Here is a 15216-nt window from a genome sequence, read left to right on the forward strand (position 1 = left end):
GTTTTTGAAATGCGTGCGTAGACCATCAAATTAAGGTGTCTTGGATTCAGCCCAGACAAAGAAAAACCGCTCCGAGGAGCGGTTTTGGGTTTGACCAAAGTAATCCGAAGATCACAGGCAACTGTTCAAAAAGATTTCTCTTTAGAACGGGATATCGTCATCATCGACGCTGTTTTCACCACCAGTAGGGGCGGGAACAACTGTCGCAGGAACGTCATTGAAGTCAAAGGGGTCATCAGAAGCGGGAGCGCCTTTGTCAACCGCTTTATCCTTGCTCTGAAACTCCTGAATGCTGATCGACAAGTAGTCGCCAGCTTTTTCGCCTTTTTTCTTCCAGGCAGACAGTCGCAACTTCGGGCCGTCAGTCTTGTTGTCAAGATTGACTGAGCCTTGGAAGTCAGGTTGCTTTTCCGCTTGCTTTTTTTCGTTCTTAAACAGTGCGCCGTTATGGTACTCACGCACACCTTTGTCGTTGACCATCGAAATGGACAAACGAATGTAGGTGACACCTTTTCCGGACTTCGCACGGATACCGCGCACATCGTAGCCCTTGGACTTGTCATAGGCCGAGTACTGCGCTTGAACGCGGCTTTCTTTGGCCAGACTGAACTCAATGTCCTGATTCGTGTTGCGAAACAGGTTGAAATTGGCCAGGGTCAACAGGGATTGCTTGCTCATGATTTCTCCTCAATTGGGATTTCAAAGTGCGGTGCAAGAACAAGCAGTTCGAGCCTCCGCGATAAACGGCTTTCGCCGTGGCCGCCAGCGTTATTGCCGGGTGACTGCAATGGATATGTCGCCCTGAAAAAAAGTCTCTGACGACCTACTGCGCCGTCTTCATGGCGCGTCCCTTTTTCGGTCACAGCAATATAATAACCGCAACATCTAATTTAATTTACGACAGTGAAAACCCTCGTCATCGCCGAAAAACCGTCCATGGGTCGTGACATTTCTGAGGCGCTGTCCCATATGTCTGGCCAAGAGATCCGGTCTGATGGGCTTTGTCAGCACGTAGGGCAGTACACGGTCATCGGTGCGCAAGGGCATCTTTTTTCACTGGCATCACCTGAGCAGTACGGTCAGGCCTTTGACTTCCCATGGCGAATTGAACCTCTACCAGTCCTGCCGGACAGGTTCATCCTCGAGCCCAATTTCCAGAGAGAGAAGGGCAGAGTGGTCAACAGCAGCTTGACTCAATCCATACGCTCGCGGTTGGCCAAGATCAAAGAACTCATGGCCCAAGCAAGCACTGTCGTACACGCGGGAGATCCGGACCGTGAGGGCCAGTTGATCGTTGATGACCTCCTGCGCCAATTTAATTTCAAAGGCCCCGTTCTGCGCCTTTGGCTTCACGCCCAAACCATCGACGGAATCCAAGAAGCCTGGCGAAAAATGGCTGATAACGTGCAATACGCCAACCTTGGGATGGCAGCGCTGGCCCGAAGAGAGTCGGACTGGGTGATTGGCATGAACGCCACCAGGGCCTATTCGGCACTTTGGTGGAAGAAAGGCCACAAGGGGATCCTGAACATTGGCAGGGTCGTTACGCCAGTCGTCGGCATGGTCGTGCAACGAGAAAAAGACATCCAAGACTTCGTGCCTAAAGAGCACTACGGACTGAAGGCCCAGATCCGGATTGGCCAGCACCCCAGCTTCGTGGCTACTTGGATCAAACCGGTAAACGGGGAGGGTGGGGCGCAGTTCGATCCCACGGGTAAGCTTGTCATAGACCGCAGGTTCGTGATCAACATCAAATCCAAGTGCGATGAGCAGAAGGCAACCATCGGTTTGGCTGATACGGTATCCAAAAGAGAGCGCCCGCCGCTGCTTTTATCTTTGGTTGAATTGCAGAAAATGGCGGCACGGATGGGTTACTCGCCAGATGAAGTGCTCTCGGCAGCCCAAGCGCTCTACGAAAAGTACAAACTCATCAGTTATCCACGAACCGAATGCCAGTTCGCTCCAGAGTCTGAACACGCCAAAGCCAAATTCGTCATTAAACACATCACTGCTAATTTTGCAGGCTCGTGGCACCCCGCCTCGGGTTGGGATGCAAGCCGCAAGTCTGCTGCATGGGACGACAAGAAGCTGGCCGAGCATTTTGCCATCATGCCCCTGCCTACATCCTGCCCGGTGAGTGCTTTGAGCAAGTGCGAACGTGACGTGTACCGACTGATTTGTAGGCAATACCTGGCACAATTTTTTCCCTATTTCGAGTATTTGGATACTGCCCTAGAGGTTCATGTCCTCGACGAACGTTTCAGAGCTACAGGGCGGCAGCCTACGGCCGTTGGATGGCGAACTCTTTATGGAGGTCTTGATGCCATCAAAGAAAAAGGGGCTGACCCAGACTCTGACGAACAGGTCAACCTACCGCCTGTCAACAAGGGCGATGTGGGATTTGCTGGCCCTATTGATTTGGATACAAAACAAACCAAGGCACCCAGTCGGTTCACGTCCATCACTTTGCTTGAGGCGATGGAGAAGGCGTACCTGTTTGCGACTGACCTCAAGGTCAAAGCACGCCTAAAGCAAGTCGAGGGCTTGGGCACTGCCGCAACGAGGGCCAGCATCATTGCCCGCGCTGTTACAGCAGGCCTCGTTGCTGAAGATCGCGGCCAAAAGATCATCACCTACCTCCCGACCCCCAAGGCATTTGGGTACATACAGAGCGTGTCTGAAACGCTCATCCGGCCAGACCTCACCGCTTGGTTCGAAGGCCAGCTTGAAGCGCTGCACAAAGGTGAACTCAATTACGGGGCGTACCAACAGATGCTCGCACGCCTGGTCGAGCATGTGCTCCGTTCCGCCAAAGACGGATCAGCCCTTGCCAGAATGCCCAGCCCCGAGGACTTGCCCGCCCCCCTTGCTGGCAGGAAAAAGCGCCATCGTGGCAAAGCAACGGCGACAACTCGCTCAAGCCCCACCCGAAGGAAAGTAAAGACTACATGACAGAGAAGAAAATCTATCGGACCGTGGAATTGGCCCTCGAGGAAGTTTCACGTGACCAATGGACTACATCAGCGAAGGTCTCGCGGGCACTGCTCGGTTGCGTGCGGACCAAAGGCATCGTGCGGCAGCACATGCTCAAACGCGGTGTCAGCTTGTCCGTTTTTGACGATGTCATCTCTGAAGTTGCTGTGGTCATGCAGATGAAGATGCTTCAACGCCTCGAATCTGTCGCCGATGTTTACTTCGTGCTGTATCGGGTCAGTCAATTGGTTGTGTCCAACTGGGGCAAGCGAGCAACTCATTCGATTGCATTCGAAGAAATCAGCTTGTCATCGTCTCAAGGGGTAGATGGTGACGATGACGGGTTGCTCGACAGGTTGACAAGCGCGTCGATGGAAGAAAACCAGGGTGAGCAAAACGAGCGCCGAATTGACCTTGAAAATGCCAAACGCCGCTTTGCGGAAAAGCTCAGCCTTATCGGCTGGCCGGATGACATCAAGAGGGACAGGGTTCGACTGGGTCGGCCACCCAAGGCGAGCGAGCCCATGACGGCTTCCTGAGAGATAGCCAAACATTCGCCGAAATAAAATTGCGATACAATGTATCTCAAATGAGACTTCTGGAGACTTTCATGGCTGCAACCACAACAATGATTCATGTCCGGGTAGATGAAAAAATCAAGGCTCAGGCGACTGAAACGCTGAGCTCCATGGGCTTGACTGTTTCTGACGCGGTTCGGGTGTTCTTGACCCGCATCGTTGCAGACAAAGAGATGCCATTTGCGATCAAAGCACCGAATGAGATCAGTCGTGCCGCCATCGCTGAGGCTGATCAGATTATTCAGAGCCGCCGCGCTCGCTTTGAAACCGCTGACGCGTTGTTAAATGGCCTCGAAAAAGCCAGCAGCAAGTAAACGGTCAAGCCTGCCCCGGGCTTCGGACTACACCAGAGAATTTCTGAAGGACTGGCAACGCTTGTCCCATTCGGGTCGGTACGACATGAATGGGCTCAAAGAAGCCATGCTTCTTCTGATTGCGAACGATGGGGCGCTACCACCCGAGTGGTTAGACCATCCCTTAACGGGGGACTGGGCAGGTCACCGTGAATGTCACATAGGGGGCGACTTCCTACTGATTTACAGAGTCGATGATTCGGGCAAGACTGGATTGGTGGTTTTTGTGCGTAGCGGGACTCACTCTGAGCTCTTCTCATAGACGTGAATGACGTTCCTTGACAACGTCACCCGTTCGAGACTATTCAATCCACTCGCGTCACTCGCGCCACCCATAAAAAAGCCGACCCATGGGCCGGCTCTCTGGTCTGGGTTTTCCCCTGGCCTTACTTGATGGTGTAACGCAACAGTGTCTTCGTCGTCAGGGCTTCGTACATCATCGACATGGAAATTTTGGCACTCAAGGGCCAATTCATCCACTCTTCTTCACCAGGCAAGCGCTGAGCTGTCGTCTTGTCGCGAGACATTCGACGCAAGATAGCATTCACCGTCTCCTCAATGTCCGTTCGGCACACCAGATCGTCGCTCGAGAGAAACCCAGACAACACGAAAACCTGCAAAACAGGAATTTCCAAAGTAGTGGCCAAGCGCTCAATGGCATCACGGCTGATTTTGGCGGCCCAGCGGTTACCGTTGACGATGGCCGTCAGGTTACCCACCGAGATGCCGGACTTTTCACTGAACACCTTCAGCGTCATTCTCTTTCCATCAACAGGATGAGTCAGCAGGTACTCATCAATCAGATGGATCAAGGGGTTTTGAATCGCAAAAAACGCACCGCCACCCTGTGACGATTCATCTCCAAGGTCCAAATGGGCCAGAGACTTACGTGATTTGGCGACCGCTTTTACGGGCTTTAATGGTTTAGTTACTTTTGGCATGGTCCTAAGGGGCATTGCTCACAAGACGGGATTATGCCGAAGCTCCAAGCATAAGCATATTTGCAACGTAACGCCAACCTTAACCGGATCGCTTTCCTGTTTTACTCATCACATTCTTATGATATGGTTATGATGTTTGCAACATCAAAGGAGATTAACGATGGTTAGTGTAATTCGTCCCTTGACCTTGGCCGAGCGAAAAAAACCGGCCCAGTTGACATTCTTCGGGGGCTTTAAAAACGTCTCCTTTCAGATTGGCGAGGTCACCCTTCCTGATGCAGCCGCACGCAATGCAAACGCCACAACACCGGCATATGTAAAAGCCATCGTGCGAAAAAGCGCCACGGTGCAGTTCCCCATCATGGTCCCCAACTCATTGGGCGTGCTCAAAGGCATGACCAACACCGTCGCCTCTGTCGTCGGTCAAAAAAACAAGTTTGGCGGCCATGATGCTGTTCTTGTGGCACGAAGCACCGAACGCCTGAGTTCATTCAACGCAAAATTGCGAACAGTTGAAGATCTGGTGAGAACCGGCGAGACCTCCGCCGAAGCGGAAGAAACACGACTAGGTAAAAGCTCCAGCGCCAGGATCCACAATCAAGTCATGTTGGCGGGCGTCGTCGTTGGGGCGCGTTTTGAAGATGGCGACAGCCCCCGTTTTCACATCGATCTGCGCCAAGACGCTAACCCCAGCAACATCATCCCCTTGATTTACGAAGCGCGAAACGCATCTGCCATGGTCTCGCGCGTTAAGTATGGATCACTGATTTATGTCGATGGCGAGTACGCGTTTCGAAGTGTGCCGGCCCTTGAAGTGGATGAGGACGGACGCTTGAAACTCGATGCTGAACGCAAACCTATTCCAATCTTGGACGAAAAAGGCCAACCCACCAAGCGAATTCAGACCTACATTCGCATCACATCGCCCAAGGATCCAGCGCAATTTGACACTGACTTTGGAAGCACCATCCCGCGCTGGGTTGCTGAAATAGCGGAAGAAATTGCGGCTTCACGCGCACGCACGGCTGTATCCAAAGCAGAAACAGCACCGGATCCAACGCCAACGGCAGATGAACAAAAGGCGATGACTGATATCGCAAGCCTTTGACCCGACGATATGGCAACACTCAAGCCCAGCCGCGTACCCGCGGTGGTCATCGGGCTATGCCTCTTTTGGGGAGGTGTCCTGTCCGCTTTCTTCTGGACGAATGGCTTCAATTTCTACTTTTTGGCCCCATGGCTTGCAGCCATCTTGGTTGGAGCCTGGGTTGCAGAGGCCAAATCGACTGAATTAAAAGTCAATAGCCTTGCGGCTCTGAAATATCGAAAAGACAAAGCACTTCCAATATCCGAGCGGGACGCCTTTGGCTGCCAATGGGGGTCACTGGTGTCCTCTCTGGGCCCTATTCCCATTCAGTGCTCTGCTCTGCCCAGACTTGAACAATACTGCTTCGACGATCTAAAAGCACATTGCCCGCCTGAGTTGGCAAGTGGGCAGGTGTTCGAAAACCTCCTCGGACCCTTTTTGAGTCAAGAGGCACGTGCAAGAAACCCAGCGCTTATCGCTTGCTTTGATGCTTTGGCCATGACCATGCTGGAGCCAAGCAACCTAAATACTCCGGCGGGGATTGACAGGCATAAAGACCGGTCCTTGCTGATGCACTCCTTGTTGGTGTTTGGACTGATGGGCCACAGAGCACCCCACTACATGTATGTTCCAGGACATGGTCGACGCGCCATAGACATCCACTTCAAGCTCAACCCTGTGGACCCCTTGATTCCGCTGCTGGCCTTGTCACACGACCTCGGAAAAATTCGCAAAATCGTCTTCAATGAAGAAGAGCAACCCGAAATGCTGAATCCAGGGCATGTTCCCCAAAGCGCCAAAGAAGTGAGCAGGCTTCCCGAGCTCTGGAGATGCGACATTGACCGTGAGGATCGGTCAACACTGATGACCATTCTTTATTTCAGCGACAAAGCTTCCAAACTGCCAGTGCAAAGGATGTCGACCAAAAGCCCAGCAGTTGTGACCTCTGACCGACTGCAAGCTTTGTTCAATTTGTTAGGTGAATGCGATCGGCTGGCCAGCGCAATTGAAAACGGCGTGCATTATTCGTTTGCGCAAGCTCCATCTGCAGTTGCAGAAACAAGCAGCTTGGAAGAGATCGTTGAACCCGTGAACCTGTTCCACGCACTGACCAAGTTCTTTGTCATGGAAATGCCGGTCAATGCACGCTCACCTGTACGGAGCGTCGGTTTCAAATACAAAGATGACAGCTTCGGTGGAGGTCGCCAACTCATCATCATTGACGAGATTGAGTTCGTCAAAGTGTTTTCCGCATTCCTGGGCAAGCCTGAGCTCAATGTGAGGGATGGGAAAAGTAGTCCGCTTACAAAAATGGTGCTTGAAGCACTTGATGAGAATTCATTCCTGTTTCGCTTTGATGAAGGTCCACGCCTCAACAAAAGGCCCGCCACCAGTTGCCTTTACAAAATTGAGTTCCATGGCGCAACAGATCCCATTGATACTGCGCCAGGCCTTGTCTTGTCCTCCGCCTTCATTGTGGATGTGACCGATTGGCAGAGCATGGCCAAACTTCAAGCCTATCCGAACAGCCGCTCAATTCCAAGATTCGCTGGATTCAGGTTGGGTCGCCAGCCAAACAAATCGCGCAGATCGGTTGATGACGCCATCGCCAGCGAGTCCCTTGGCGAAAAAGGACAAGACGTCGGTGTAGACATCACCACTTTGGTCGGAAATTCAGCCAAGAATCACAAGCAGCTCTCCCACGAAAAGATCACTTACCGGATTCAGATCGCATTGCTCAATAAAACCATCTCTGTCGCGGCCGAAGACAGCGTAGCCATTGCGGTCGTTGGTCATGATGCGTTTTTCCAGTCTCTGGGCCTTCAGATAGAAGAACTTGAAACACCTCAGCAGGAACATGCAGAGGTTGGGATTTTGAAGATCAAAAGAAGCCTCCGACACCCTGACTCACACGTCGTACAGCTCGATCGGAAAATCTACAAAACGCAATCAGAAAAGAGTCCTTGATAGATGTGTTGCAATAACTATAATGGCAAAAATATGAAAAATATGCCAGGGATGCAGGCTTAAAGCGCAACAGTTCGACACACCATGTTTAAAGAAGAAATCTCTCTGATCCCCGGCTTCACCATGCCTGCGCTACCTCGCTCTGGCAAGCTGCTCATCGCACCAAAAACCCGTTTTTTGAAGATGGGGCCAAACGCTGAGCATCCCAAAACAGTGCAAATGCGGGAGATCAAAGAGAAGCTGCGATTGACCACCGTGCAACTTGTTGCCGAGCTCAATGCCTACGAAAAGGTTCACCAGTCCAAAAACTTCCGCCGAAGTATGGACGGCAGCCCTGCCTGGCACAAAGTGGGCAGCGTGCTGATGTCCTCCTACCTGCAAGGTTGGGTCATGCAAGAAGAGTTCATCGCACTGATGACATTGCGTCTGAAGAACCTCTACAAATTCAAAAAAGACCAGGGCCAGCTTGCGCCCAAATCGGACATCCAAACCATCATGAACCGTTGGTACAAGACCTTGGGCATCGACCCGAGTGACAGCACAACGTCACCGACCAGGTCTCTTGCCAAGCGCATCGCACCTTTTTACCGCCGTCCCGTTCTCGCCACTGTCAGCGGGAAATTCAAAATCGATTCGGTCAAAGGGCACCAGCTGATCTGCAAGATCGTGACCGATGAAGGTGAAACCCATCAATTTGGGCTAGACCCTGTTCAACCGCTTGAGGTCACGGACGGCGAAAAGCTCAAAGTAGGCCAAGTGCTTCAGTACGCCGTATTGATGCAAACGACCAAGCAAGCCGGAAAAGATGTGCTGACGCATGAGCCCAGCATCAACCACACCACTTTCTTTCGCTGGTATTCGCAAAACAAAGCGCCTCGCTCCATCAAGACGCTGGACCTCGTTCAGGCTGCAGTGGATGAGGCGGCCAAACTAGGTGACACAAAGGGATAAAGACATGAGCCACATCATCGGTTTGAGCAGCATCCAGCCACATGGACCAGACATGGTTTTCCTGCAAGTCGATGAGTTGGCCAATGAAACGCTGTTTAGCCTCGATCGCTGCATGCGCGCGGTGGTTCAAAGCAAGCCTTTTGCACAGTGGCACGAGTTCCTTCCCGCTTTGGCCTTGGATGGTTTCGCACACGTAGCCGAACCCAGTGACACCCCGGTTTTCATCCATTCACGCCCGTGGGATGAACACATGATCACCCAAGGGCAATCCTTCTTTGTGGCATTTCCTGGCAACGCTCCGTATGAGTTGGCTGAACGGATGCTTTTAGCAAGCCCCTATCCCCATTTCTACGCGGGTGTGAGTGCCTATTACCTTGGCGCTGGTCGAGTAGTTCTCATAGACAGCAACCACGATCCCATTTACGCCGATGATCTGGCGTGGGATAGCGCGTCCCACCAGAGCAAACGGAGCATTGGCTCCGTGATCCTTCCGCCTGAGCAGTTCGCCAATCAGGATGAATGGCAAAGCGCCAAAGATTGCCTGCATCGATCGGGCTATTGCTTGCTCAACTGAAGGTGATGTGTTCAGGATTGACCGGGCAGGATGAATAACTGAATCGGGCTGTGGCCCGTTTTTTCCGTCTCAGGCCTTGGGTTTTGAGGATTAGGTTCGAGTCTTTTCTAAGCCAATCAGAACATTAAAACTTCTCCTTTTGGCCCGGTTGCGTTATGATATTTGCAACAGCAAAATCTTGTTTCCCACATAATTTAGGATAGGCCTCATGAAATCACTGATTCTTTACTCCACTCTGGTCGGTGGCTTTTATGCTCAAAACGACCGATTGGCCGCTGCGGTGAGTGCTGCTCGCACACGTGTCGGCGAAGACACCTGGAAGCGTGGATTTTCTGGGGGTGAGCCGGGTGGCGCGACAGAAGCAGCTATGAGCGAGTTGCGTAAAGCTGGCATTGAGCCCATTCAAGTAGAAGGGGAACTCGTCCATGTAGCTTTTGTGGAAAACCGAGACAACTCGGGCAATACCTATCCCAAGCTGCGAATTGGCCTGCAGTTCATGGATGAGTCGATGCTGTTGTCTCTGGATCTGAAAGGTGACGTGGCGCAACGGTTGATCGTAAAACTCGATAACTGCCAGCCAGGTGAATACATTCGCATCTCAGCTTGGCCGACTGTCGTGACGCGTGGTGACCGTTCGTATATCAATCATGCGGCTAGCATCAAAAGTGCTGACGGCAAAGAGATCCCTGTCAAAGCTGACTTCTCGGGCGACGTTAAAAATCTAACCGATGGGGTTGAGCGCACCCTCATGACGGCCGGCATCTCAGACAAAAAGGTTTTGGCAACAGCGAAGGCTACGAGGCGAATTGAGGCACATAAGGAACTCCTGCTGCGAATCGCGCAACGCTTCTCTCTCGCAAAGGAAACTGTATGAGCACCCACATGGAGTCTTCAGCAATACTGAGCCAGGCGGACGTCGAATTGATGGGAGAGGCGATAACGTATTTGCGCTGGCTGGGGCAACACGCACTCGACTGCGAGATTGAGCAAAGCAAAAATATCGGTCGAACTTGTGACTGCGGACTTCAGGGGATTTTGTATCGGCTGACGAATCGTATTGAAGAAGCGAATACCTCGCTTTAGTCGGCACCAATTGAGCTACGTGACCAATTGCAGCCTGAACTTGGCTCCTTCAGCCTCGGCGATCCACAGAGCCAGGATTTCCTTCTCTCCCGCCATGTTGATGCCCAACGGTAGGTACACGGCCCTGGCACGCACCACGACCTTGTCGCGGATTTTGACGTAGATGCATTCCAGATAAACAATCGGGTACAGCGGGCTATTCAGCAGGGCTAGGTTTTATGCTCATAATTTTCATTGCCTTACGTCGACGCCACGCCAGACCTACAAAGGGATCTGCAACTGCATAAACACCATGTGAGCGTCTGTGGATGAGGTTGGCTGCAATCATCCTGTCCACCATGTTTTGTACCTGTGTTGTATCGACTCCGATACCTATTTGGTCCGAGTAATTCGCAACGGCTTCAGTCGAAAACAGCTTGGATTCCCCTTCCTCATTACCGTGAACAATCCGATCAAAAATGACGGATGCCAGCGTGCCAAGTGACTCCACCGTGGCGATCTCGAGTTCCGCTGCCGCCGAAGCTAGCGTCGCACAAATGATTGGGAACGCGACGTCCGGATCTTCTGAACGCGATTGCAGTTGGATCAATGCGTTCTGCAATTCTTCTGGACGTTGCCCCATTTCCATAAAACCTTGCAACATGACGCCTTGCGAAGGCAGTTTCACTCCCTCCGCCTTTGCCAATTGCTCTTTCTTCCACTGTATGAATTCATTGCCTAGTGGCTGATAGCTTGTCGATACCGCGCCAGCGAATGGCTGTGAGCGTCGGGTGGCCATGTCTGACAGCAACGATTTATGTGAGCCAGTGCCGACAAACAGCAAATGCCCTGGCGTTCCAAGTCGAGTATTGACGGCATCACGCGCAGCTTTCAAAGCAAACAAGAGATTTGTCCCATCCTCTGTGCCAAGTGCCTGTTGCACTTCATCAATGATCAGAACCACATCAGTTTGCACCTTATCGACCAACTCGGTGAAGACCTGGGCCAGCGTTGTTCCATCGGCCCTTCCGACGGTGTCCAACTGGAACCCAAAAGTCAGTCCTGCCGCTCCGATGTTCAATCCCTTGAATCGATTCAGCAAACTGGTGCCAGGAGACGTCAACTTGGAGAGCGTCGTTCTCACCACCTCGTGAACCAGAGCAGCCGGACTTTTGCTGCGATCTGCCCATAAGTCAACATAGATAACCAATGCTCCCATCTCCTCAAGTGCAGGGATCAGGTCCTGCTTGAGGAAGGTCGTTTTCCCAATGCGTCGAATGCCCGATAAGAAAACGCCTGACCTGACTTGTAGCTGGAGCCCAGAGGGACGCAGAAGCTGCTGAGCCATGTCTTGGCCATACTCATACCGATGAAAAAGGTGCTCTGATTGCATTGGATTACCTTAATTTATTTGTTACGGCTAATTATCCATGCAAGATAATTTATTGTAAAGACCCTTTTTGCGTCAAAGCAAAACCGATTAGAGATCGATTCTGCAGAAGCGTCTTTTAGTTTTGTGAGCGCTACAGACACAGTTTTCGACTTCAGAACGAAGATTGATGACTGAAATGGATCGCGAGCGCCAACAGGTTAAAAAATTACAGGCCGAGCTAGAGCTTGAAAGAAGCAAGCAGGCACAACAAAAAAAATGAGGCTCAGGAGCTGGCGGACAATCTGAGCAAGCAACTTCACGAACTCAACATACAAAACACTCTGCTATCTGAACGAGCATCTGGCTATCTTGCGCGCCTCAACGATGTGCTGCCGAAAAAAGCCAAATCGCTGGCAAATGTAGGGTTCCAAAATTACTGTCAATGGAGAGTCAATGTGATCAATGGCTTTGACACTAACTCTTGTCATGGGTTAGAAGGTCACCCCTAAATTTAGTGTCAAATTCCTATTTTCCGACACAACTCTTGTCAGTCAGCTTCCGACCCAAAGCCGCCACTCGAATTCAAAAGGTACGTTCAGAATCCAAAATGTTGATTCGGCGACAACCACATCAGCTGCCGGCGCTCCTGGGGGGTGAACATCGATTCATACGTGCGCAGCATGGGGCCGTAATCGAGGCGGTACGGCGCCTTCAGGTAAGGCCAGTCCGATGCCCAGACGCACTGCTTCAGTCCGAAATCGCGCACCAGCGCCTGCACATACGGTCGCACGTCCGCAAACGGGTAACCCGCTTCAGAAAACTTGGCGAAGCCCGAGAGCTTGACCACCGCCCGCTGCTCGCGACCCAGCGCCAGCAAGGCCTGAAATCCGGCCTGTGACACCCCATCGGGCAGGTGCGGGCGGCCGCAATGGTCCACCATGACTTTCACATCCACCCGCGAGAGCATGGGCAGAAATCGAGGCAACAGGTCTTTGTCGACCTGGAACTGCGCCCACATGTCCAGCTGGCGCAAGCGCCGCAGCAAGGGCTCTATGCCGGCATAAAAATCAAACCCCATCAGTGCCGCATTGAACGCCAGGCCAATCACACCCTGGGCTTTGAGCACCTGCAGGGTTTCAAGCGGGCAGTCGTTGGGCACCACCGCAATGCCCTTAAATGCGCCTTGCCCGATCTGCAGGGCATGCAGCAGGCAGCGGTTGTCGGTGGCATAGCCCGAGTTGGGCCCCACCAGCAGGGCGTGCTTGACCTCGTAACACGCCATGAGCTGCAGGAAGTACTCCGCCTTGCCCATTTCCTGTCCAGCGGGGTGGTAAGCCACGTCCGGGTTATACGGGAACTTGGCCGGATCGAGCACATGGCAGTGCGCGTCGATCTTGGGTTCGGTCAGAACACCCATCATTGAAATGTGGCCAAAATAGCCTGACGAAGTTCGCCGGTAATTTCCGGTTTGACGCCAAACCAGGCCTCAAACGCTGGCACCGCCTGGTTGAGCAACATGCCAAGACCGTTGACCGTCTGGTGACCGCGCAGACGCGCCGCCTCCAGCAGGGGCGTTTCCAGCGGGATATAGATCAGGTCGGACACCATGGCCGACAGGGGCAGCGCGTCCAGCCGGATGTCCAGCGGCGGCTGGCCGTACATGCCCTGGTTGGTGGTGTTGACCAGCAGGGCGCAGCCTTCAAGCGCGGCTTCTCGCTGTTCCCAATCCAGCACCTGGACGACACCCCCCATGTCCTCGGCCAGTGCCTCGGCCTTGGCGCGGGTACGGTTGATCAGGCGAATCTCTCTCGCCCCCTCGGCCATCAAGCCAAACAGCACGGCCCGAGCCGCGCCGCCCGCTTGACCAGCACCAGGGCATGGATGAGCTCATCGGGCAGGCATTCGGTCGAAATATCGAAATGCTGCAGGGAACGCTGGGTCTGCGCCCCCCACAGGCGCGCCGCCGGCACGCGGATGTCGCCGAAGCTGTCGCGCTCCAGCCGGGTGGTACCGCCGTCGGGCGGGTGATCGGCCATGTCAGGCTCCCGAAGAGTTCGCTGTCAAAATACGGGTCGGTTCACCCTAGCAAAGACCTGCGCGTCTTTGAAGCGGCGCACACCTTCTCAAGCCCCCTGGAAGCCCCATGAGCACGAACATCACGCAAGCCGACCTGATCGAATCCATCGCTGCCGCGCTGCAGTACATCAGCTAAGTCTGAGCGTGGCGGAAGCGTCAGCCCAAGCGGCTTTGGCCAGCGTGTTACGCGGCGTGCTGATGGTGTGCAGCAGCGAAGACGGCTTCCGCCAGGGGGTTGCGCAGCGCAGATGGACCAGCGCGACACAATGCAAGTGCTTGTGCCGGTAAGCACTCGAACTCGTGCCTACCCTACTTGGGCACCCCAAACACCGGTCGGAATGCTCAGCGCTATGTCTGATGACCCTAACCGCAGCCCCAGACCCGGAGAAACAAACCTGTCCGCTAAGAACTCTGCAGCTTCTGCTGCGGCCGTGTTCGCCGGCCTTCAGCGAGGGCTTGAGCTTCAGGGCGGCAGCGTCTTTGATCTGGCAGATGTTGTACTGACGGCATTGCTGGAACTCGGGATTGAGATGGACGTAGGCGCGGCGCTGGTCGAAACGGTTGCGTCGAAGGCGCCGTCATGCGTGGAGCTTTGGAACGATCGCTTGGAATACGAGGTTCCGATTGCAACCAACAAGTTCGGCCGCTCCCTTTGGAGGAGACCTCCTGAGGAGTCTTGGGGTCCGCACCAGGCGGAGGTAATCGGTGCTGCGGCGTTGTTGCCCGATCGAACTTTCAATCCCTGCAGTCCAGCCGAATTGGAGATCTTTCGCTGGACGTACGAAGGCTGCATGGAGGACGAGCCGAGTGCCCAACACGAGAGGTCAGACGATGCTCTCGTAATCGCATTAGTCCGATGGCGCTCGTGCAGGCCGACTTACTGCGAGTTGCATCGAGAGGGCTTGTGGATGGTGGAGGGCGGCAGATGGGTGATGCGGCAAGGCTTCGCGAAGAGACGTTCTTACTGGGTCCATCGTGCCGGTATGTAGCGCGCCCCCTTACGCCAGTTTGATAGCCTCTTGCACCGGCCGATGTGCGTCAGTATAGGTCAAAAGATGTACCGAATGGGACTTGGACCCATTCAGTACATCAGCTAAGTCAGAAGTCAGCGAAAGCGTCGGCCCAAGCGGCTTAGGCCAGCGTGTTGCGCAGCGTGCAGGTGGTGTGCAGCAGCGTGCGTCGAAAGGGGTACTGAATGGGTCTTGGACCCATTCAGTACATCAGCTAAGTCCGCAGTCGGTGGAAGCGTCGGGGCAAGCGACTTCGCCAGAGTATTGCGCA

16 protein-coding genes and 2 pseudogenes are annotated in these 15216 nt (G+C 53.5%); 11 read left to right on the forward strand and 7 right to left on the reverse strand.

The window, feature by feature from the left end:
• Window positions 1-141: 141 nt before the first annotated feature.
• Window positions 142-678, reverse strand: coding sequence for a hypothetical protein (locus ACZ5SR_RS08795; protein WP_464448382.1), 537 nt, complete (start codon window positions 676-678; stop codon window positions 142-144).
• 225 nt (window positions 679-903) lie between these two features.
• Between ACZ5SR_RS08795 and ACZ5SR_RS08800 the strand changes: the two genes are divergently transcribed.
• From ACZ5SR_RS08800 to ACZ5SR_RS08815, 4 genes are all read left to right on the forward strand, one after another.
• Entirely contained in the window at window positions 904-2952 is a 2049-nt protein-coding gene (locus ACZ5SR_RS08800) for a DNA topoisomerase (RefSeq protein WP_464448383.1), read from the forward strand.
• Window positions 2949-3512, forward strand: coding sequence for a hypothetical protein (locus ACZ5SR_RS08805; RefSeq protein WP_464448384.1), 564 nt, complete (start codon window positions 2949-2951; stop codon window positions 3510-3512). Before ACZ5SR_RS08800 ends, ACZ5SR_RS08805 begins: the two co-directional genes overlap by 4 nt.
• Window positions 3513-3583: 71 nt before the next feature.
• Window positions 3584-3865 (forward strand): type II toxin-antitoxin system RelB/DinJ family antitoxin, encoded by a 282-nt coding sequence (locus ACZ5SR_RS08810; protein WP_464448385.1) that lies wholly within the window; start codon window positions 3584-3586, stop codon window positions 3863-3865.
• Complete coding sequence (locus ACZ5SR_RS08815) at window positions 3837-4166, forward strand: type II toxin-antitoxin system YafQ family toxin (protein ID WP_464448386.1); 330 nt, start codon at window positions 3837-3839, stop codon at window positions 4164-4166. Before ACZ5SR_RS08810 ends, ACZ5SR_RS08815 begins: the two co-directional genes overlap by 29 nt.
• A gap of 124 nt (window positions 4167-4290) precedes the next feature.
• On the opposite strand, the gene ACZ5SR_RS08820 is transcribed toward ACZ5SR_RS08815, so the two are convergent.
• Window positions 4291-4845: a hypothetical protein gene (locus ACZ5SR_RS08820; protein ID WP_464448387.1), complete on the reverse strand. Its 555-nt coding sequence runs from the start codon at window positions 4843-4845 to the stop codon at window positions 4291-4293.
• Window positions 4846-5026: 181 nt separating this feature from the next.
• Here ACZ5SR_RS08820 and ACZ5SR_RS08825 point away from each other — a divergent pair, with 181 nt between their 5' ends.
• From ACZ5SR_RS08825 to ACZ5SR_RS08850, 6 genes are all read left to right on the forward strand, one after another.
• Window positions 5027-5953, forward strand: a complete 927-nt coding sequence (locus tag ACZ5SR_RS08825; protein WP_464451114.1) for a hypothetical protein — start codon at window positions 5027-5029, stop codon at window positions 5951-5953.
• A gap of 9 nt (window positions 5954-5962) precedes the next feature.
• The gene (locus ACZ5SR_RS08830; RefSeq protein WP_464448389.1) at window positions 5963-7900 is read left to right on the forward strand and encodes a hypothetical protein; all 1938 of its coding nucleotides are present in this window, start codon (window positions 5963-5965) and stop codon (window positions 7898-7900) included.
• Between the two features lie 84 nt (window positions 7901-7984).
• Window positions 7985-8851: a hypothetical protein gene (locus tag ACZ5SR_RS08835; RefSeq protein WP_464448390.1), complete on the forward strand. Its 867-nt coding sequence runs from the start codon at window positions 7985-7987 to the stop codon at window positions 8849-8851.
• Between the two features lie 4 nt (window positions 8852-8855).
• Window positions 8856-9425 carry a hypothetical protein gene (locus tag ACZ5SR_RS08840; protein WP_464448391.1) on the forward strand — a complete coding sequence of 190 codons (570 nt, stop codon included), beginning with the start codon at window positions 8856-8858 and terminating at the stop codon, window positions 9423-9425.
• A gap of 208 nt (window positions 9426-9633) precedes the next feature.
• On the forward strand, window positions 9634-10299 hold the full coding sequence (locus ACZ5SR_RS08845; protein WP_464448392.1) for a hypothetical protein: 666 nt from the start codon (window positions 9634-9636) through the stop codon (window positions 10297-10299).
• A complete protein-coding gene (locus tag ACZ5SR_RS08850; RefSeq protein WP_464448393.1) occupies window positions 10296-10508 on the forward strand; it encodes a hypothetical protein in 213 nt (70 codons plus the stop codon). The genes ACZ5SR_RS08845 and ACZ5SR_RS08850 overlap by 4 nt, the downstream gene beginning before the upstream one ends.
• A gap of 18 nt (window positions 10509-10526) precedes the next feature.
• On the opposite strand, the pseudogene ACZ5SR_RS08855 reads toward ACZ5SR_RS08850, so the two are convergent.
• Both ACZ5SR_RS08855 and ACZ5SR_RS08860 read right to left on the reverse strand, forming a co-directional pair.
• Window positions 10527-10700, reverse strand: a pseudogene (locus ACZ5SR_RS08855) (transposase); the annotation flags it as partial.
• A 4-nt stretch (window positions 10701-10704) separates the two neighbouring features.
• Window positions 10705-11880: an ATP-binding protein gene (locus ACZ5SR_RS08860; protein WP_464448394.1), complete on the reverse strand. Its 1176-nt coding sequence runs from the start codon at window positions 11878-11880 to the stop codon at window positions 10705-10707.
• A gap of 224 nt (window positions 11881-12104) precedes the next feature.
• Between ACZ5SR_RS08860 and ACZ5SR_RS08865 the strand changes: the two genes are divergently transcribed.
• Complete coding sequence (locus tag ACZ5SR_RS08865; RefSeq protein ID WP_464448395.1) at window positions 12105-12368, forward strand: hypothetical protein; 264 nt, start codon at window positions 12105-12107, stop codon at window positions 12366-12368.
• An 86-nt stretch (window positions 12369-12454) separates the two neighbouring features.
• Here the strand turns inward: ACZ5SR_RS08865 and ACZ5SR_RS08870 are convergent, their stop codons facing one another.
• The 3 genes and pseudogenes from ACZ5SR_RS08870 to ACZ5SR_RS08880 form a co-directional block, all read right to left on the reverse strand.
• On the reverse strand, window positions 12455-13279 hold the full coding sequence (locus ACZ5SR_RS08870; RefSeq protein WP_464451115.1) for an amidohydrolase family protein: 825 nt from the start codon (window positions 13277-13279) through the stop codon (window positions 12455-12457).
• Window positions 13276-13698: a shikimate dehydrogenase family protein gene (locus tag ACZ5SR_RS08875; RefSeq protein WP_464448396.1), complete on the reverse strand. Its 423-nt coding sequence runs from the start codon at window positions 13696-13698 to the stop codon at window positions 13276-13278. Before ACZ5SR_RS08875 ends, ACZ5SR_RS08870 begins: the two co-directional genes overlap by 4 nt.
• Before the next feature lie 11 nt (window positions 13699-13709).
• A pseudogene (locus ACZ5SR_RS08880) lies at window positions 13710-13895 on the reverse strand (hypothetical protein); the annotation flags it as partial.
• Window positions 13896-15216: the final 1321 nt, after the last annotated feature.

The organism is Limnohabitans sp. TEGF002, assembly GCF_055395845.1.

Bases quoted from the DNA above. Each gene is read 5' to 3' on its own strand.
- ACZ5SR_RS08795 (WP_464448382.1), bottom strand. From the start codon at position 678: ATGAGCAAGCAATCCCTGTTGACCCTGGCCAATTTCAACCTGTTTCGC.
- ACZ5SR_RS08805 (WP_464448384.1), top strand. From the start codon at position 2,949: ATGACAGAGAAGAAAATCTATCGGACCGTGGAATTGGCCCTCGAGGAA.
- ACZ5SR_RS08810 (WP_464448385.1), top strand. From the start codon at position 3,584: ATGGCTGCAACCACAACAATGATTCATGTCCGGGTAGATGAAAAAATC.
- ACZ5SR_RS08815 (WP_464448386.1), top strand. From the start codon at position 3,837: ATGGCCTCGAAAAAGCCAGCAGCAAGTAAACGGTCAAGCCTGCCCCGG.
- ACZ5SR_RS08820 (WP_464448387.1), bottom strand. From the start codon at position 4,845: ATGCCAAAAGTAACTAAACCATTAAAGCCCGTAAAAGCGGTCGCCAAA.
- ACZ5SR_RS08830 (WP_464448389.1), top strand. From the start codon at position 5,963: ATGGCAACACTCAAGCCCAGCCGCGTACCCGCGGTGGTCATCGGGCTA.
- ACZ5SR_RS08835 (WP_464448390.1), top strand. From the start codon at position 7,985: ATGTTTAAAGAAGAAATCTCTCTGATCCCCGGCTTCACCATGCCTGCG.
- ACZ5SR_RS08840 (WP_464448391.1), top strand. From the start codon at position 8,856: ATGAGCCACATCATCGGTTTGAGCAGCATCCAGCCACATGGACCAGAC.
- ACZ5SR_RS08845 (WP_464448392.1), top strand. From the start codon at position 9,634: ATGAAATCACTGATTCTTTACTCCACTCTGGTCGGTGGCTTTTATGCT.
- ACZ5SR_RS08850 (WP_464448393.1), top strand. From the start codon at position 10,296: ATGAGCACCCACATGGAGTCTTCAGCAATACTGAGCCAGGCGGACGTC.
- ACZ5SR_RS08860 (WP_464448394.1), bottom strand. From the start codon at position 11,880: ATGCAATCAGAGCACCTTTTTCATCGGTATGAGTATGGCCAAGACATG.
- ACZ5SR_RS08870 (WP_464451115.1), bottom strand. From the start codon at position 13,279: ATGATGGGTGTTCTGACCGAACCCAAGATCGACGCGCACTGCCATGTG.